Below are 16,613 nucleotides of genomic sequence, written 5' to 3' on the forward strand. Positions count from 1 at the left end.
ATTATAGATAACACTCTCGGAAAAACGCAAATCACGTATTCTGTCCCCGGCGGATTTGCTGCAGGCAATTTGCGGTCTATGGCAATGGCGCCGAGCGGAGTAGAACCCAGTCAAATGCCGTTCGACGCCGCAGGAGAACCACCATGCCGCATAACATCGAGACCCATCCGCTTCACCTCGGCCTCGGCGCGACCGCCGTGGTGCAGCCCGAATTCACCGGGGGGATGGCCTGGTACGAAGGCTACGGCACGCGCCACGGCGGCGACGGGGCCGAGGGGCGGTTGGTCGCGCAGCACACGTTTTCCCAATCGTGGGACATGTGGGAAATGCATCCGGTAGGCAGCGAAGTGGTGTTGTGCATCGCGGGGTCGATCACCCTGCACCAGGAAGCCGCCGACGGATCGGTGACTCAGGTCACGCTCGGTCCGGGAGAATATGCAATCAACGATCCGGGGGTGTGGCACACCGCCGATGTGGACGGCGCGGCGACGGCGCTGTTCATCACGGCGGGCGAAGGGACGCAGCACCGGGCGCGGTAGCCCTTCGACTCCGAAGGCGTGCCTTCGGGCTCAGGATGACGGCCCTTCGACTCCGGAGGCGTTGCCTTCGGGCTCAGGACGACGGCCCTGCCTCTCCGAAGGAGTTAACGGGCGCCGGAGGGGAGGCCTAGGGCGAGGCGGCCATAGGGGGGCATGTTGAGATCCCAGTTGACGCCGAACTGGGTTGCCATCGCATGCAGGTCGCGGAAGGCGCGTTGGACCGGGTTCGAATCGAACAGGCCCTGCGCGCCCATCATGGTGACCAGGCGTTCGCATGACTGGCGGCACAGCTTCATGATGTAGGCGCGGTTGCGCATGGCGACGGCGCGTTCTTCTTCGGTGAAGGGGTCGAGGGCTTTGCCGCGCGCGTTGAGCATGACGTACATGCTCTCGGCCAGCGCCGCGGCGGCGGCGAGTTCAGCTGCGGATTCGGACACCCGCATTTGCACCGCGGCATTGTCGGCGACCTTGTTGCCGAAGATCGCGCCGATTCGTTCGCGGGTAATACCGGTGTAGTCGGCAAAAGCGGCCTCGGCGGTGCCAAGGATCGGCCCCAAAAGGCTGGAGCCCGAGAAGGGACGGAATTCGGTCTGGTAGATGTAGTGCGCGTTGGCCGCGCTGCCGGGCGGCATTGCCCCGGTAAACCGCGACAGCGGCAACGCCCGGTGTTCGGGCACGAAGGCGTCGTTGAGGACGATGTCCTTGGTGCCAGTGCCCTTCATGCCGGCGACGTGCCACACATCGTCGATCGAGAAATCGCTGCGCGGGAAAAGGTATTGGCTGGCTTCCTTGTCGCCCTCCTTACGGCCCGCGACCATGCCCCATTGGGCGTGATCGACGCCCGAGGCAAAGCCCCACGCACCAGAAAGTTTGTAGCCGCCCGCAACCTTGGTCACCGTGCCGGTCTTTTGCACCGAGCCGGTCGAGATCAAGACGTCGGGCCCGTCAGCCCAGACCTCGTCCTGGGCTTCCTCAGGGAAGCGCCCGACGTAGCACGTGTGGGCGCCGACCACGGCGGCGATCCAGGCAGTCGAGGGACAGCCGTGGGCGATGGCGCGGCCGATCCGGAAGTGGGTGCCCCAGTCGAGCTCATACCCGCCGTAACGTTTGGGCTGGTAATACTTCAGGAGCCCCTGTTCGTGGAGCAGCGCCATCGTCGCCTCGGGCACCCGGCGCAGGGCTTCGGTTTCCGACGCGCGTTCGCGCAATACCGGGATCAGCGCTTCAGCGCGGCTGACAAGATCATCGGCGGTGGGCGTCGTTGTGCCCGAATCTTTGGCAACGTTCACAGGCGTGCGACTCCTAGCGACACGTGGGTTGGCGAGGTTGCACGACGATAGCCCAACAAGGGGGGATTCGCGCGAGTCTTGCGCGAATCCGCCCATTCTGCGCGAGCGACCTCGGGAGGCCCCACCCAATTACTATCTTTGCGGGTATATCTTTTGCCCAAGCGACGACATCCCCGTAGTTCTAACGGGGCAATTCCCCATATATATTAACGTTTTATTAACCATAACTTTTCATTCAAATTTTATCCATCTGCTCGTAAGGGTTGTGCGCCGCGTCCGAGTCGGTCTAAATTTTCGTCCGACACAGTGAGAGGGCTTTGGGTGTGATCAGACGGGCGTTGTTGGCGGGGTTGACGGGCGGGGTGGCGCTAAGCGCCGCCGCGTTTGCCGGCGACTCCGGCGACCTTGCCCTCACCGGGACCGTTGCCCAGCTCCTCGACATCCAAGTGACACCAACAGCGTCGGCGAGCGGCCTCGACCTCGCCACGCAGCAAAGCGCGCTCAAGGTGGCCGATGTGGTGACGGTGTCCAATACGCCCGGCGGCTACATCGTGACCGTCAGTTCGGCGAATGTCGGGACCGGCAACTGCACCGCGCCCTGCTTCTTTTCCGAGAGCGCCGAGGACAGCCTCGCCTTCACGCTGGCGGAGGGCACGACGGCCCTCTCGTTCACGGCCGAAACGGCAACCTTCGCCGAGAGTGCCGAACGCACCGGTGCCGGCGGCGATGCCTATGTGGTCAACCTGTCCTACGACGGAACGACAACCAACCTCGCCACGGCCGCCGATTACAGCGAAACGCTGACCTTCACCATCGCGCTGAACTAGCGCCCGCCACCATCGCGCTGAATTAGCGCTCGCGCGCCTACTCGCCGCGTCGATCCACACCAAACCCGAACACGCCGATGCGCCAAAACAAAACCCCTCCACAAAGGGAGGGGTTCAGTCGGCGTGGGTGCGGGGCGGCGCCCACGCCACGGGATGCCGCCGGGTTCGGGGCGGCGTCCCGTAGAGAAAAAAGCCCTAGGCCGCCTTTTGCAGCGGGGCGTCGTTGGCCGGTGCCGCCTTCGGCACAGCGCGCAACGGCTCGGGGCCGGACCGGTAGCCGAGCTTACGGCGTTCGCTGACTTCGAGCGTCGCCACCAGCACCGCGAAAATGGCGAAAGCCGCCAAAACCAAACCCATGAAAACCATTTCAATCCCGCTCATCGCTCATTCTCCTCTGCCATCGTGTAACCGAAGCATCGCGCAACGGTCAGGCGCACGAGTTGACATAGGTCAAGTTCCGCTGCGGCAGGGTGTCGCAGCGTCTGGCTGCGGGTCGGGGAGCGGGCTGAACGCCGAATGTCTTGGCGGACTAAAGGCTGTTGCCGACGGTATGGCCTTCTTGCGTCGCGACCATTTGGTTGCGGGGCATATAGGCGTCGCCGATGACGTGGACGGCGATGCCGGCGGCCTCAAGGGGGGCCAACAGGTCGAGGTCGGGGGTGCGCGGGGTGGCGTAGGTGAACAGCGAGACATCGGCGATTTCGCCTTCGTCGCCGTTGATGACGTTGCGATAGACGAACACGCCGTCCTCGAAGCGTTCGTTGGGCGAAGGTTCGCAAAACGGGATCACCTGAATGCGCGCCTCGTTGAGACGGCGGTGGATGCTTTGCTGGCGCACCACCGGTTCGTCGCGCGCGACCACTTCGCGCGAGGTGACGATGACAACCTTGTCGAACAGGGTGGCGAGGTACTCGGCCGACGAATAGGTCCCGTCCAGGCTGTCTTCGTCGAAGATGACGGCGGTGCCGGGCTGCTTGCCGGGATGGGCGAGCAGTTCCTCGACGATGGCGCGCAAATCGAGGATGAACCCTTCCTCCTTGAGAGCGAGCGGGAGGCTCGCCGGCCACGTCATGGTTGAACCGGTGGCGAGCACCACCGCGTCGGGTTTGGCCGCGATCAATTCGTCGGCACCGATGCGCCAACCCAGCCGGTAGTCGACCCCAGCCTTCTTGCCGACGACCTGTTGGTAGTCGTAAATCGAGCTCAGCGGATCGCAGGTCGGTATCAGGGCGTTGAGACGGATCTTGCCGCCCAATTCCGATCCGGCGCTGTAGAGCGTGACGTCGTGGCCGCGTGCCGCCGCCACCCAAGCGGCCTCGAGGCCCGCGACTCCGCCGCCGACGACCGCGACTTTCTTCTTGGTTGGCGCGGGCTCGGGCCACCAATCGACTTCTTCCTCGAAGCCGACGCGCGGGTTGTTGTCGCATTGCAGCGGCAGTTCTTGATTGATGACGCCCCAACAGTTGTTGCACGAGACGCATTTGCGGATGTCGTTGTCGCGGTTCTGCGCGGCCTTCAGCCCCCACGCGGGGTCGGTGACGAGGGTGCGGCCGAGCATGACAAGTTCGCCGATCCCGTCGCGCAGCAAGGCCTCGCCCTGAATCGGTTCGAGGATGCGGCCGACGGCGCCGGTGGGAATGCCGTCTGACGCATCATGCAGGCGTTTGATGAGGTCGAAGAACGTGCCGCGCGAGAAATGCATGTCTGGCAGGTGCATTTCGAGCGAGCGATGGTGCGCGCCCTGCACCCAATTCATGAAGTCGACCTCGCGTTTGGCGGCGAAGTAGCGGGTGAGGCGCTCGGCCTCGTCGGGGTCGATGCCGCCAACAACGTAGTCGTCGCCCGGCAAACGCAACCCGATGATGAAGTCCGCGCCGCATTCGGCGCGCATCCCCTCGATCGTCTCCTGGACCAGCCGCGCGCGGTTTTCCAGTTCACCGCCGTAGGCATCCTCGCGAACGTTGGAGTGCGGCGACAGGAATTGATGAAAGATGTGGCCGTGACCGGCCGAAATCTCGACCCCCGAGAAGCCCGCGGTCTTGAGTTTGCGCGCCGACAGGGCGAAGTCGTCGACCATGGTGCGGATTTCGTCGCGCGACAGCGCATGCGGCACGGTCCACGACAGATCGTCGGCCAGCGCCGAAGGCCCAAAGGCCTGGCGCCGGCGGCCACCGGGTTTATGGAGCCCGCGGCCGGGGTCTTGGATTTGGGTCAACAGGTGGCTGTCATGGGCGTTGACCGCCGCGGCCCAGCGCTTGAGCCCATCGAGATTGTCCTGGTCCCACACCCGCACCCGGGTATCGGACGCCTGCCCCCGGCGCACCGCCAGCGGTTCGGCCACAATCATCGCGGCGCCGCCTTCGGCGCGGTTGGCGTGATAGCGGATCAGGTGGTCGGTGACCTCGCCGTTCTTGGCATAGCGGGTCGACATCGCGGCATGGACGATGCGGTTCTTGAGCCGCTTGCCCGCTAGTTCGATGGGCGAAAGCAGGCGCGGGTATTCCGGCGCGTCGGTATCGATGTGGCGAGCTGTCTGCAACATGGGGCCGGAGATTACGGGATTGAACGCGGTTGTGCGAGGGGGTACGGACGGTGCCGGGGGCTATACGCCGCGCCCCCGCCCGCCCCGGAAACGGCGTCCACGCCCACCGCCACCGTCCCCGCCGTCGCGCGCTAAGCAGCGGCGGAAAGCCGGCAGGTGGTTCTCCTGGGAGGCGCGTTGCAGGGCGCGCAGGACGTTTTGAACCGCCGGGTCGTCGACAGCGGCAAGCAGGCGGTCGTACATCGCGGCGTTGTCGATTTCACCCTGCACCGCGGCCGTGCAGGCTTCTTCCAGCGAAGCCGGGGCGGTCACCCGACCGGGCCAATCGTCGAGCGGCGGTGCGACGCCAAATCCGGCGTAGAGATCGAGTAAGGCGCGAACGTGCCGGTCTTCCGCCTCGACGATATTGACGAAGGGACGGACCGGACCGAACGTTGCGATGACCTTCCGGTAGGTCGCGCGCGCCTTGTACTCGTCGTCCAGCGCCTCGCCCATCGCGGCCAAGGTGGCGGCGCTGACCGCCGATCCGGTTTTGGCTTTCTCACTCATGTTCGAACCGAAACCTAGGGGGCTCATTCATTCCAGGCACTGACCCGAATCAATTGGAAAGGACCGCCTCACCCCTTACGGTGTGGTCGCGCTGAGTGTCGCCGAACCCTTTGGCGACGGACGTCCAATCCGGAGGAAACGATGGCGAACGAAGGCTACCACGAACCGATCAACGAACTGTCGGACAAGACCCGCGACATGCACCGGGCCATCGTCTCTTTGATGGAGGAATTGGAAGCTGTCGATTGGTACAACCAACGCGTCGATGCCTGCAAAGACACCGAACTGAAGGCGATCCTCGCGCATAACCGCGACGAAGAAAAAGAGCACGCGGCGATGGTGTTGGAATGGATCCGGCGTCAGGACCCTAGTTTCGACAAAGAACTGAAGGACTACCTATTCACCACCAAATCGCTGGCGCACGACTAGTCGCGCGCTTCCACCCGTCAGGCGGCGCGTAAAAAACGGTAAAACATAAACGCCTGGTGCGCGCCGGCTGGCGTTACGTGATCCTCTGCCGCGGTGTCGACAAGCGACAACAGGCCGGCAAAGGCGGCCTCAATCTCCGGCGCGGCGTAGCGCATCACCGGCAGGCCGCTACAGGTTTGCGGTCCATCGAGGCCGAATGCGGCGACCACGACATGGCCACCCAGGGGGACCGCCCGCCGCAGCGCAGCGCGGTAAGCCGCACGGTCGCGCTCCTCGGTGAGGAAGTGAAAGACAGCGCGGTCGTGCCACAGGGTGTAGCGCCGCTTTGGGTGCCATTCGGTGACGTCGGCGTCGATCCAGTCGACCGAATCCTGGAAGCGGCCAAGGCGCTGCTGGGCCAGCGCAATCGCGGCGGACGAAATGTCGAGGACGGTGGTGTCGGTGTAACCGGCATCAATCAGCGCGTCGATCAGACGCGAGGCGCCGCCACCGACATCGATCATCGGGGCGTGTTTAGCCACCCCCGTCGCCTTGATCAGCGCGAGGGAGCGTTCAGGCCGTTCCTGAAACCAACTGACCGTGTCTTCGCCCTTGGTGGCATAGACCTGGTCCCAATGTTCCCGGCGGTTTTGCATAGGCTCACCCGTCCCGGTATGTGGGAAACGGCGCGACAGCTTACAAGAAGACGCAGGGCGCGCCCTGCATTGACCCCGGGCCGTCCCGTTCATATATTTGTTATATTAGAATTGTCTAATATATAAGAAGGGAGACCGAATGGCACGTGTGCGCGGCGTCCGCCGATTTGTCCCGATTTTGGACTGGCTGCCGCGCTATGCCAAAGCCGACCTGCCGGGCGATTTAATCGCCGGCGGGATCGTCGCGGTGATGCTGGTCCCCCAAGCGATGGCCTATGCCATGCTGGCTGGCTTACCGCCGCAGATCGGGCTGTACGCTAGCCTATTGCCGTTGGTCGCCTACGGCGCCCTGGGATCGAGCCGCGCCCTCGCGGTCGGCCCGGTCGCGATCGCCTCGTTGATGACAGCCAGCGCGCTGGGCGCTATCGCCGAGGCGGGGTCCGCGGACTATGTTGCGGCCGCGCTTGTCCTCGCGGCGTTGAGCGGATTGATCCTACTCGCGATGGGAATTGCCCGACTCGGCGTCCTCGTGAATTTCTTGAGCCATCCGGTCATTTCTGGCTTTACCAGCGCCGCCGCCCTGGTCATTGCCGTGAGCCAACTCAAGCACTTCCTCGGCATCGAGGTGGCCCGCGGCGAGGGCTTCGCCGCCGCGATCACCGGCGTGGCCCGCGCGATTCCGCAAACCAATATCGCGACGGCACTACTCGGTGCAGGCGCTGTGGCTATCTTGGTTCTGTCACGGCGGCCGCTGGCGAAGCTGCTCGGCGGCCTCGGACTATCGCCGGCCATGATCGCTCCGGCGACTAAGATGGGGCCGCTGGTCGCGGTCTTTCTAACCGCCCTCGCGGTTTGGAGCCTGGGGCTGGCGGATGCGTTCGGCGTCGCCATCGTCGGCACGATTCCGGCGGGCCTGCCGCCCGTAGGCGTGCCCCGACTCGATCCGGCGTTGTGGGCGGAACTGTTTCCAGCAGCGCTGCTGATTTCGGCGATCGGCTTTCTCGAAAGCGTTTCGGTGGCCAAAGCGCTCGCCAGCAAACGCCGCCAGAAGATCGACGCCGATCAGGAACTCTTGGCGCTCGGAACCGCCAATCTCGCCGCCAGCGTGACCGGCGGCTATCCGGTCGCGGGCGGCTTTGGGCGCTCCAGCGTGAACTTCGCCGCCGGTGCCAATACGCCGCTGGCCTCGCTCATCACGGCGGCGTTGATGGCGCTGACGTTGCTGTTGTTGACGCCGCTGTTTTTCTACCTGCCGCGAACGGTGTTGGCGGCGATCATCATCGTCGCCGTGCTGGATCTGATCGATGTGCGCACCTTTCGCGACGCCTGGCGCTACAACAAGGCCGATGCAGTGTCTCTGGCGGCCACCTTCGTCAGCGTCCTCGCTGCGGGAGTCGAAGCCGGGATCGTGTTCGGTTTGGCGGTCTCCATCGCCCTCTACCTTTGGCGCACCAGCCGACCGCACCTTGCAGTGGTCGGACGCGTGGGCGACACCGAGCACTTCCGCAATGTCCGGCGCCATACCGTGCACACGACCCCTGGGGTGCATGTCGTCCGGATCGATGAAAGCCTTTACTTCGCGAATGCCGGCTATCTTGAAGACCAGTTGCTGGGTGCGGTCGCCGACGACAAGACCATCCAACACGTCGTCCTGGTTTGCAGCGCGGTCAATTTCATCGATGCCAGTGCGCTCGAAACCCTGGAGAGCACGATCATAGGGCTGCGCGATGCGGGCGTGACGTTGCATCTTGCCGAGGTGAAAGGACCGGTCGCCGACCGGTTGCAGCGCACCGCCTTTCTCGATCACCTCAAACCGGGATCGGTGTTCTTGAGTACGCATGAGGCTATGCGGACGCTGGCCGGTGGACGCGCGCCGTTGGCGGAACCCGGCGCCGACCCCATATGTAAGTGACGATCCAACGGACTTAGCGAGGTCTGCAGATGCGTGTCGACAACCAAACCAAGACCGCGACCTCCGACGGGGCGCAGCGCATTGTACCCTGCCCGTCCTGTCACGCCGCCAACCGCGTCCCGGGCGCCAAACCCTATGAACAGGCAAAGTGTGGCAAGTGCGGCGCTAAACTGTTCCAGGGCAAACCGGTCGCATTGAACGCTTCGTCCTTCGTGCGCCACGCCGACGCGCAGGACATCCCGCTACTGGTCGATTTCTGGGCCGCTTGGTGCGGGCCGTGCAAAATGATGGCGCCTGCGTTCGAAGCGGCGGCAAAGGATTTGGAGCCGCGAATCCGCCTGGGTAAGGTCGACACCGAAGCCAACCAGGACCTAGCTGCGCGGTACAACATCCGCAGCATCCCGACGATGGTGTTGTTTCGTGGCGGCAGAGAAATCGCGCGCGTTTCAGGCGCGATGAGCGCACCGCAGATACGCGCCTGGGTGGAAAACCAGGTTGCCTAACAGCGCGACCGCGGTCGATTGACCGCGAGCGCCAATCCGATCGTTAGACGAGCGTGTGTTGCTTGGAAGCGATCAGGTTGTAAATGATTTTCTGCCAAGCGACCTGCGACGTACCGTCCGCGCGATTCTTGGCGTCCGCGTATTGCGTTGCCGCGAGCGCCAGCGCGTTCGTGCCGGTTGCCTGAGAGTTTTGAATGTTCGTAGCCATGGGCGACATACCAAATATGAGAAACAACAGTGGTTGAATCATAGGCGCGGTCCAGACTGCCGAGAATTGCGCATCTGACATGGCAGCTATGCAACAGAGAGATCGCTCGAACTGTCCGGACAAATTTTAGCGACCTTGTAAGGAACCGAACGCGCAATCCTCCGCGCAATTGCCTCCCCGACCGCGCAACGCCGGGCCGCGCGGCATGGTAGGGTGCGCCGATGGATACGTGGTCCGGATTCCTTTTTGCCGGAATCGCCCTCACCGGCAGTCCCGGGCCCGCGACCCTGAGCATCGCCGCGACCGGCGCGGCCTTCGGACGTACACGCGGTTTTCCCTATTACCTCGGCATCCAGATCGGAATGATCGTCGTGATGATCGTCACCGCGAGCGGCGCGGCGGGTTTGGTGCTGGCATTGCCCGGCGTTCGTCCGGTCGTCGCCGTGGTTGCGGCGGCCTATTTTGCGTTCCTCGCCTATCGCATCGCGACGGCACCGACGCTGGACGACACGGCGGCCGACCGCCACCCGCCGCCGCTGCTCGCAGGGCTGATCCTCTCCCTGCTGAATCCCAAGGCCTATGCTTCGATGGCCGCGTTGTTTTCCGGGTTCGTGCTGATCCCCGATGCGCCGTTTGTCGATGCCGGCGCAAAACTGTTCGTCCTCGTCGCGGTGATCGCGACGGTGGACTTGGCGTGGCTGTTTGCCGGTGCCGCGCTGACCCGCATTTTTCGCCACCCGATTTCCAACCGGATCGTCAACCTGTTCTTTGCAATGCTATTGATCGTGTCGGTCGTGCTTGCCTTGGCGGTGTGATCCCACGACCCTTTCGACACCGCAGCGCTCTTTGCCCCCATCCGTCAACCGCGTCATAGTGCCCTGCGCCCACCACAGCAGCATAGAGCGACCCCACGCACGGCATTGCCATGACCATGACCTACAACATCAATCCGGAGAAAGAGCGTATCGATGTCGTTCTGGCAGGGACGATCGGTGTCGGTGCGCTGATCGGGGGCCTGCGCGACCTGCTCGACGACCCCGCGTTCGATCCGATGTACGACGTCTTGGCCGACTGCGCGGACGCGCGAATTGGGCGCGTCACCTTTGGCTTGGCCGAAGCCGTCATCGCCATCAGCGGGGGCAACGAAGCGCGGCGTACCGCGATCGTCATGCCGGACGACGACGGCGCGGAACACGTGAAACGTTTTGTCGCCCTGCGCAACGACCAACGCCGGACGCGCGCTTTCATCGACCGGCAAGACGCCGAAGCATGGCTTGCCGACTCGGTGCCGGTCGGCGTGACAGGCGGGCCGTATTGAGCGCTAGGCCGCCTTCGCACCCGTAGAAGTCTGAATGAAGTCCGCGATGTCCTTGGCGTAGCGTTCGGGATATTCGGTGTAAGGCAGGTGTCCGCAGTTGTCGTAGAGCGTGACCTTCGCGTGGGGCAGCAGTTTTTTGTATTCGTCGGCATACTGCACGGGCGCTAGGCGATCCTGTTTACCCCAGATGATATGGACCGGCATCTTGAGCCGGTGCAGCCATGTCGGCATCGAGGGATCGTTGCGCGTCTCGCCGGCCATGATCTTGGTCGTAGCCTTGCTCTTCTTGGTGTTGGGCGCGTCGTCGATACCGGGCGGCAGTTTGGCCGCCATCGACTCGGCCATAGCCTGATCGTGGATGACGAAGCGCAAGGTTTCGGCCGCGGTCATGCCGTAGATCGGCGGCTTGGGGATATCGGGATTGTTGAGGCCAGCGGCGCAAGCGAGAGTCACGCTCTTGAACGGCGCCGGGTTGAGGTAGGCGACTGTGGCGGCGAGCCAGCCGCCGATCGAGGTGCCGATCAGGTGAATGTCCTCGATCCCCAAGCGGTCGATGAAGTCGTGATAGAACAACGCCATATCGTGCATGTTGTTGAGCCAGGTCGGCGCGTCGGACTCGCCCATGCCCGGGTGCTGCGGCACGATGAGATCGAAATGCTCGCCCAGGTGCTTCATGAAGGGAACGACGTGGCTGACCACGCCCGCGCCGTGCAAATAGAGTATTGGCTCGCCCGCCCCACCGCGTTGGAACACGACGTTGCCGCCCAGCATGTTGACGGATTCCTTGGTGAATTCGACCATTCTTGCTTCCTCCTTAAAGCCCTTTGACCTGCGGTAGAATTTTTTCGCCGAAGATTTTGATTTGGTTGACGATGGCGGCGTCCGGGATGTTGCCGACCTTCATGTTGATGTTGACGGTACCCATGCCGAGTTCGGCGTGGGCGCGTTTGATTTGCGCGACGGCGGTTTCGGGGGTACCGCAAATCACGATGCCCGCGTCGATCAAGTCGTCGACCGACACGGCCGCCTGTTTGTTGGCACCCTGAAACTTGCTGCGGGTTTCCTCGTCCATGTAGCGGGTTTTTTGGAGAACGATTTGCTGGGCCGTGCGCAGGCCGCCGCCGAGTACCTTGGCGAAGTAGCGCCGGCCTTCGGTGAGTCGGTCTTTGGCCAGCTCGGCGTCGTCGTCGACGGAGGCCGTGAGCGCAATCACGAAGTCGTCGGGCGTCGGCTCCCAGCCGCAGGCCTTAGCCTCGTCGCGGTAGACCTTCATTAGCATCCGCGCATTGTCGAAGGTTTGCAGATTGGCCAGGCCGAACATCGCGCGTTTTTGCGCCGCGACCCGCGCCGACGCTTCGTTCGAGCACGACATCATGATGCGGGGATGGGGTTTTTGCATCGGGCGCGGCCAGATCGATACGGCGCGGTACTGATAATATTCGCCCTCCCAGCCGAAGGGTTCTGGTTCAGTCCAGGCTTTGACGATGAGGTCGATCGCCTCGGCGAGACGGCCCTGGGATTCGTCGGGCGGGACGTTGTAGGCGACGTATTCGTGCGGGATCCCGCGCAGCAAACCGGCGACGACGCGCCCGCCGCTCATGACGTCGAGCATCGCGTATTCCTCGGCCACCCGGATCGGGTTCAAGAGCGGCACCAGTTGCCCCATCACCGCGAGTTTGGCCGTTGTGGTGCGCGGAATCAGCGAGGCGGCGACGATGTTGGGATTGGCCATGAGACCGTAGGGGCTCATGTGATGCTCGTTGCAGCCGATCCAATCGAAACCGGCGGCTTCGGCCTGAACCATGCTCTCGAGGTAGGTGTCGTAGAGCTGTTTGCCGAGATCGGCGTCGAACAGCTTGTTGGCGACTGGCCAGTCGTGGGTATCGTCTTCCTTACCGGTGTAGGGCATCAGGTGGAAATAGGCGAACTTCATACCGGGGCCTCCCTAGGCGCGCGTTGAAACGGTCGCGGTGCCGCTGCGGCCCGCGTTGACGAGGAAAGCTTCGCCGCGGGTGAAGAAATCGCGCACGACCTCGGCGACCCGGTCTGCTTGATCGACCTCCAACCCGTGTCCGGCGTCATAGACATAGACGAAGTGGGCGCGCTTGAGTTTTTCCTTGAGCAGTTGCCCGGCGCGTTGCGGCACGAAGCGATCGTCGGTGCCGAGCAGCACCAGCGTGAGTGCAGCGATGTTGCCTAGGTTTGCGATGAGGTCTTCGTCGTAGCCGGTCTTCAGGTAGTGGCCGACCGCCACGCGGGTTTTGAGATAATTTGCGCCGGGCTGAAACCCTGCGGGCATCCGCTCGGGATATTTGTAGAACAGTTTGGCCCGCGCGGCGGGATCATCGGGGAGCGCAACGCTGCCGGGCGCTGCGAATCCCGCGGGGGCTTGCAGGAGGAGCTGGTCGACCTTGTCCGGATGGGTGGCGGCGAGCCACGCCGCGCCACAGCCGCCGAAGGAGTAGCCGATCACATCGACCGGGGCCGCGCCAATGACAGTATCGATGAAGTCGGCCCACAGCGCCGCGAGAGCGGGCATGCTGTCCACGTTCGGTAGTTGGGCTGTGTCTTGGAAGCCCGGCGCGACCGGCGCGAACACCGTGAAGTGTTGCGCCAATACCTGCAACGGCGCGGTTTCCATGAAACCGCCGCCCGAGTGCAAATAGAGCAATGGCCGGCCCGTACCAGCTTGAAAATAGGTCACGCGCCCCGCCGTGAGATCGGCGGTGTGTTGGCTGAACGCCATCGTTCTCCCCTCCCCGCTTTTTTGTTGGGCGAATCCAGACTGCGGCAGGGCGCCGCGGTCCAGCCCGTTCTTATTGTTACCCGTCAGGCGGTCAGAGGACGGCGCGAGTTTCGCGCGGGGTGTCCGGGGTTTGCCCGCCCAGCAAGCCACCCGCCGATTCCTCGAAAGCATGGGCAATGCGGAGCAGGCCCGCTTCATCGAAGGGCCGGCCGACGAGTTGGAAACCGACCGGCATCCCATTGTCGCCGAACCCTGCCGGGACCGAAATCGCCGGCAGACCGAGATAGCTGAACGCGCGGGTGCAACGGCCGATGTTATTGAGGAAGGTGACGAGGTCGGCCGATGCACCGACGTCGGTTTCCTCGACGGTCTTGGGGGCAAACGGGCTAGTCGGCGTGTGCAGCACATCGCATACGCCGAAGACCTGCTCGACGAATTCCGCCACCAGTTGGGGGCGCAGGTGCAAGGCTTCGAGATAGGCCGTCGCTGGATAGCCCAAGCCCAGTTCCAGCCGCGCCAGACCTTGCGGACTGTAGTCCTGGGGCCGCTCGCGCATCCATTGTTTGTGCACGACGGCGGCCTCGACGAAGGTCACCATGGTGCCGATATCGATCAGGCGCTTTTGGTCGGGCACGGTGACCTCGACCAGTGTCGCCCCCGCGGCGACCAGAGCATCCAAGTTCTGGCGCATCAACCTTTCGACATCGGCGTCAATGCCGGGGTCGTAAAAGTGGTTGCGGGGCACGCCGATGCGCACGCCCTTGAGGTCGCCGCCGAGTGCCGCCTCGTAGTCCGGAACGGTGTGGCGCGACGAGGTGGCGTCAAGCGGATCGTACCCGGCGGTGACCTGCATCAGCCGCGCGACATCGCGCGCGGTGCGCGCGAGCGGACCGAAACAGTCGAGCGAAAACGACACCGGCATGGCACCGTAGCGGCTGATGCGGGTTTGCGTCGGTTTGAGGCCGACGACGCCGCAGAATCCGGCCGGAAGCCGGATCGAACCGCCGGTGTCGGAGCCGAGCGCACCGAAGACGCAGCGCCCGCCCACCGCCGAGCCCGACCCCGAAGACGAGCCGCCGCTGATGAACGCCGGATCCCACGGGTTGCGGCAATGGCCCCAGTGCGGGTTATGACCGGTGGGACCGATGGCAAACTCGGCCATGTTGAGACCGCCCACGGTGATCGACCCGGCAGCTTCGAGCCGGGCGACAGCGGTGGCGGTGACGTCGGCTTTCCATCCGCGCCGGATTTCCGAGGCGCAGGTCGCGATCTTGCCAGCGCGGTAGAAGAGGTCCTTATGCGCAAGCGGCACGCCGTGCAGCGGGCCAAGCGTATCGCCGCGCGCCCGGGCGGCATCCGCGGCATCCGCGGCGGCGCGGGCGTCCTCGGCATCGATGGAGATGAAGCAATTGAGGCGCGGTTGCTGGATCTCGATTTGGGCGAGGCACGCATCGACGACCTCGCGGGCGGAGACCTCGCCCGACGCAATCGCGTCGGCGGTCTCAATCAGCGTGCGACCGACAATCATCGGGGTGCTGTGCGCGCGTAGACGATATCCAGATCGGCGGGCGGCGCATCCGCGAGGGAGCCCGCGCAAGACTCTAGACCCTGGCGCACCGCGGCATTCTCCGACACGATGCGCTTGGCCGAGGGGTCGCCGACACGGTAGCCCGAAAATAGCTCGATCAACGTTTGGACGGTTTTTTCCGCAGACACGTTAGCTTTCCTTTCTCGCCAGGATCGCGGCGAGCGTTTCGCCGTTCTTCAATGTTTCTAGATCGAGGACGCAATCGACGATGCGCGCGGCCTGGGCGGCGTCGCATCCGTGCGCAGCATTGTCCTGGAACTTTGCGACGATCTCGCCCTGCGTCAGGGGACGCTCGCGGGTGCCGCGGTTGATCGATTCGCGGTGGGTGACGACCGAGCCATCGTTGAGGGTGACGGCGACCGCGCCGGAATAGAAGTCGGGAAACGCGGAATCGGGATCGACGCCGTGGAAGACCTTTTGCCCTAGCGCGAGGATCTCGGGATCGCTCCAGCAATCGGGTTCGAGTTCGGCCAACCCGAAGCGGCCGCGAACGAGTCCGGCGGCAAAGGAAAACGGCAAACTGAATTGCGCCTCGTAGGCCGACGAAGGATTTTTCTTTTGCGATTCGGGTTCGCACACGATCCCGAATTGGCGTTCGTGCAACAGCGCATCGACCCGCGCGATATCGGCGGCCTTAATCCCCTTGCCGCGGAGCGCGATGCCGCAATCGGTGAAGGCGTGGTTGGCGTGGCACAATGGGAACGGCTTGATCGCGACATTAAGCATTTCCCAGTCGTCGTCGATGCCGCGCGCGAGGTAGTCCCAATCGACCGGTGCGCCCTCGGCAAGGTAGTTCGCGTAGAGCCCGCGCGGCCCCTCATAGGGCCGCTTGACACCGGTGAATCCGTCGGCGGCAAAGTAGGCCGCGGTAACACCGTCGACCGCGGTCTTGCCCGGGTGCAGGCGCTTGGTCCAGGCGCCGTCGGCAAGCCATTCGTTGGTGCCCGAGGCGTAGCTGAGCGCGATCCCCTGGGCGTGGGTCAGTTGCCCCGGATCCAGGCCCAGCAGATGGCCCGCGCCGAGCGCGCCGCCAAAAGTGCCGCACAGCGCCGTGGCGTGGAAGCCACGCCCATGGAAACCGCCATGGACCGCCCGCCCAAGCCGGCCCGCGGTTTCGCAGGCCACAACGTAGGCCGCGAGCATCGCCGCGCCGGTTGCGCCGGTTTCCGCTCCCAACCCGAGAACCAATGGGACCGCACAGGCCGATACATGGTTGAGGCTTGGGGTATGGGTGTCGTCGTAATCGAGTGTATGGATCAGCGCGCCGTTGGCGACCATCGCATCGCGCAGCGATAACCTTTCCCGGCGACCGATCACGGCGTGCGAACCGGACCCAAAGCGCGCCAACGCGCGCAGCGTAGTATCGGCGAACGGGTCGCGGCTGACCGCGAGCGCGTTGCCGATCGAATCGAGGATATGGAGCTTCGCCTTAGCGCGCACCTCGGCGGGGAGCGAGTCCGGGACGATGCGATGGGCGCTGCACGCGAATGCCTCGGCGATGTTGGCGGTCATCGCGGCATTATGCCCG

Annotated in this window: 19 protein-coding genes; 7 read left to right on the forward strand and 12 right to left on the reverse strand. The window is 64.1% G+C overall.

All coding sequences use genetic code 11. The features are described from left to right. Positions 1-143 precede the first annotated feature (143 nt). Positions 144-539, forward strand: a complete 396-nt coding sequence (locus tag RID42_14930; protein MEQ8248970.1) for a cupin — start codon at positions 144-146, stop codon at positions 537-539. Between the two features lie 104 nt (positions 540-643). On the opposite strand, the gene RID42_14935 is transcribed toward RID42_14930, so the two are convergent. Next, positions 644-1,828: an acyl-CoA dehydrogenase family protein gene (locus RID42_14935; GenBank protein ID MEQ8248971.1), complete on the reverse strand. Its 1,185-nt coding sequence runs from the start codon at positions 1,826-1,828 to the stop codon at positions 644-646. 317 nt (positions 1,829-2,145) lie between these two features. On the opposite strand from RID42_14935, the gene RID42_14940 reads away from it, so the two are divergent. Further along, on the forward strand, positions 2,146-2,655 hold the full coding sequence (locus RID42_14940) for a hypothetical protein (protein ID MEQ8248972.1): 510 nt from the start codon (positions 2,146-2,148) through the stop codon (positions 2,653-2,655). Positions 2,656-2,850: 195 nt separating this feature from the next. Here RID42_14940 and RID42_14945 read toward each other — a convergent pair whose 3' ends face one another. The 3 genes from RID42_14945 to RID42_14955 form a co-directional block, all read right to left on the reverse strand. Next, on the reverse strand, positions 2,851-3,036 hold the full coding sequence (locus RID42_14945; protein MEQ8248973.1) for a hypothetical protein: 186 nt from the start codon (positions 3,034-3,036) through the stop codon (positions 2,851-2,853). A gap of 148 nt (positions 3,037-3,184) precedes the next feature. After that, a complete protein-coding gene (locus RID42_14950) occupies positions 3,185-5,197 on the reverse strand; it encodes an FAD-dependent oxidoreductase (GenBank protein MEQ8248974.1) in 2,013 nt (670 codons plus the stop codon). 60 nt (positions 5,198-5,257) lie between these two features. Beyond that, the gene (locus RID42_14955; GenBank protein MEQ8248975.1) at positions 5,258-5,746 is read right to left on the reverse strand and encodes a DUF2202 domain-containing protein; all 489 of its coding nucleotides are present in this window, start codon (positions 5,744-5,746) and stop codon (positions 5,258-5,260) included. A gap of 141 nt (positions 5,747-5,887) precedes the next feature. On the opposite strand from RID42_14955, the gene RID42_14960 reads away from it, so the two are divergent. Beyond that, a complete protein-coding gene (locus RID42_14960; protein MEQ8248976.1) occupies positions 5,888-6,175 on the forward strand; it encodes a ferritin-like domain-containing protein in 288 nt (95 codons plus the stop codon). Positions 6,176-6,192: 17 nt separating this feature from the next. Here the strand turns inward: RID42_14960 and RID42_14965 are convergent, their stop codons facing one another. Beyond that, positions 6,193-6,810 carry a class I SAM-dependent methyltransferase gene (locus RID42_14965; protein MEQ8248977.1) on the reverse strand — a complete coding sequence of 206 codons (618 nt, stop codon included), beginning with the start codon at positions 6,808-6,810 and terminating at the stop codon, positions 6,193-6,195. A gap of 139 nt (positions 6,811-6,949) precedes the next feature. Between RID42_14965 and sulP the strand changes: the two genes are divergently transcribed. Continuing rightward, on the forward strand, positions 6,950-8,722 hold the full coding sequence (gene sulP, locus RID42_14970) for a sulfate permease (GenBank protein MEQ8248978.1): 1,773 nt from the start codon (positions 6,950-6,952) through the stop codon (positions 8,720-8,722). Positions 8,723-8,751: 29 nt separating this feature from the next. Continuing rightward, complete coding sequence (gene trxC / locus RID42_14975; GenBank protein MEQ8248979.1) at positions 8,752-9,225, forward strand: thioredoxin TrxC; 474 nt, start codon at positions 8,752-8,754, stop codon at positions 9,223-9,225. 43 nt (positions 9,226-9,268) lie between these two features. Here trxC and RID42_14980 read toward each other — a convergent pair whose 3' ends face one another. Beyond that, a complete protein-coding gene (locus tag RID42_14980; protein MEQ8248980.1) occupies positions 9,269-9,433 on the reverse strand; it encodes a hypothetical protein in 165 nt (54 codons plus the stop codon). Between the two features lie 221 nt (positions 9,434-9,654). Between RID42_14980 and RID42_14985 the strand changes: the two genes are divergently transcribed. Continuing rightward, a complete protein-coding gene (locus tag RID42_14985) occupies positions 9,655-10,248 on the forward strand; it encodes a LysE family transporter (GenBank protein ID MEQ8248981.1) in 594 nt (197 codons plus the stop codon). Between the two features lie 110 nt (positions 10,249-10,358). Next, positions 10,359-10,751, forward strand: coding sequence for a hypothetical protein (locus RID42_14990; GenBank protein MEQ8248982.1), 393 nt, complete (start codon positions 10,359-10,361; stop codon positions 10,749-10,751). 3 nt (positions 10,752-10,754) lie between these two features. On the opposite strand, the gene RID42_14995 is transcribed toward RID42_14990, so the two are convergent. From RID42_14995 to RID42_15020, 6 genes are all read right to left on the reverse strand, one after another. Next, complete coding sequence (locus tag RID42_14995; GenBank protein ID MEQ8248983.1) at positions 10,755-11,552, reverse strand: alpha/beta hydrolase; 798 nt, start codon at positions 11,550-11,552, stop codon at positions 10,755-10,757. 13 nt (positions 11,553-11,565) lie between these two features. Then, entirely contained in the window at positions 11,566-12,684 is a 1,119-nt protein-coding gene (locus RID42_15000; protein MEQ8248984.1) for an LLM class flavin-dependent oxidoreductase, read from the reverse strand. A 12-nt stretch (positions 12,685-12,696) separates the two neighbouring features. Further along, the gene (locus RID42_15005; protein MEQ8248985.1) at positions 12,697-13,497 is read right to left on the reverse strand and encodes an alpha/beta hydrolase; all 801 of its coding nucleotides are present in this window, start codon (positions 13,495-13,497) and stop codon (positions 12,697-12,699) included. 91 nt (positions 13,498-13,588) lie between these two features. Further along, positions 13,589-15,025 (reverse strand): amidase, encoded by a 1,437-nt coding sequence (locus tag RID42_15010; protein MEQ8248986.1) that lies wholly within the window; start codon positions 15,023-15,025, stop codon positions 13,589-13,591. Further along, positions 15,022-15,213, reverse strand: coding sequence for a hypothetical protein (locus tag RID42_15015; GenBank protein MEQ8248987.1), 192 nt, complete (start codon positions 15,211-15,213; stop codon positions 15,022-15,024). The genes RID42_15010 and RID42_15015 overlap by 4 nt, the downstream gene beginning before the upstream one ends. A gap of 1 nt (position 15,214) precedes the next feature. Further along, positions 15,215-16,597, reverse strand: a complete 1,383-nt coding sequence (locus tag RID42_15020; GenBank protein MEQ8248988.1) for an MmgE/PrpD family protein — start codon at positions 16,595-16,597, stop codon at positions 15,215-15,217. Positions 16,598-16,613: the final 16 nt, after the last annotated feature.

It is taken from the genome of Alphaproteobacteria bacterium (genome assembly GCA_040216735.1).
Classification (GTDB): Bacteria; Pseudomonadota; Alphaproteobacteria; order SHVP01; family SHVP01; genus CALJDF01.

Bases quoted from the DNA above. Each gene is read 5' to 3' on its own strand.
- RID42_14995 (MEQ8248983.1), bottom strand. From the start codon at position 11,552: ATGGTCGAATTCACCAAGGAATCCGTCAACATGCTGGGCGGCAACGTC.
- RID42_14950 (MEQ8248974.1), bottom strand. From the start codon at position 5,197: ATGTTGCAGACAGCTCGCCACATCGATACCGACGCGCCGGAATACCCG.
- RID42_14985 (MEQ8248981.1), top strand. From the start codon at position 9,655: ATGGATACGTGGTCCGGATTCCTTTTTGCCGGAATCGCCCTCACCGGC.
- RID42_14930 (MEQ8248970.1), top strand. From the start codon at position 144: ATGCCGCATAACATCGAGACCCATCCGCTTCACCTCGGCCTCGGCGCG.
- RID42_14980 (MEQ8248980.1), bottom strand. From the start codon at position 9,433: ATGGCTACGAACATTCAAAACTCTCAGGCAACCGGCACGAACGCGCTG.
- RID42_15010 (MEQ8248986.1), bottom strand. From the start codon at position 15,025: ATGATTGTCGGTCGCACGCTGATTGAGACCGCCGACGCGATTGCGTCG.
- RID42_15005 (MEQ8248985.1), bottom strand. From the start codon at position 13,497: ATGGCGTTCAGCCAACACACCGCCGATCTCACGGCGGGGCGCGTGACC.
- RID42_15000 (MEQ8248984.1), bottom strand. From the start codon at position 12,684: ATGAAGTTCGCCTATTTCCACCTGATGCCCTACACCGGTAAGGAAGAC.
- sulP (MEQ8248978.1), top strand. From the start codon at position 6,950: ATGGCACGTGTGCGCGGCGTCCGCCGATTTGTCCCGATTTTGGACTGG.
- trxC (MEQ8248979.1), top strand. From the start codon at position 8,752: ATGCGTGTCGACAACCAAACCAAGACCGCGACCTCCGACGGGGCGCAG.
- RID42_14960 (MEQ8248976.1), top strand. From the start codon at position 5,888: ATGGCGAACGAAGGCTACCACGAACCGATCAACGAACTGTCGGACAAG.
- RID42_14990 (MEQ8248982.1), top strand. From the start codon at position 10,359: ATGACCATGACCTACAACATCAATCCGGAGAAAGAGCGTATCGATGTC.
- RID42_15020 (MEQ8248988.1), bottom strand. From the start codon at position 16,597: ATGACCGCCAACATCGCCGAGGCATTCGCGTGCAGCGCCCATCGCATC.
- RID42_14955 (MEQ8248975.1), bottom strand. From the start codon at position 5,746: ATGAGTGAGAAAGCCAAAACCGGATCGGCGGTCAGCGCCGCCACCTTG.
- RID42_14945 (MEQ8248973.1), bottom strand. From the start codon at position 3,036: ATGAGCGGGATTGAAATGGTTTTCATGGGTTTGGTTTTGGCGGCTTTC.
- RID42_14965 (MEQ8248977.1), bottom strand. From the start codon at position 6,810: ATGCAAAACCGCCGGGAACATTGGGACCAGGTCTATGCCACCAAGGGC.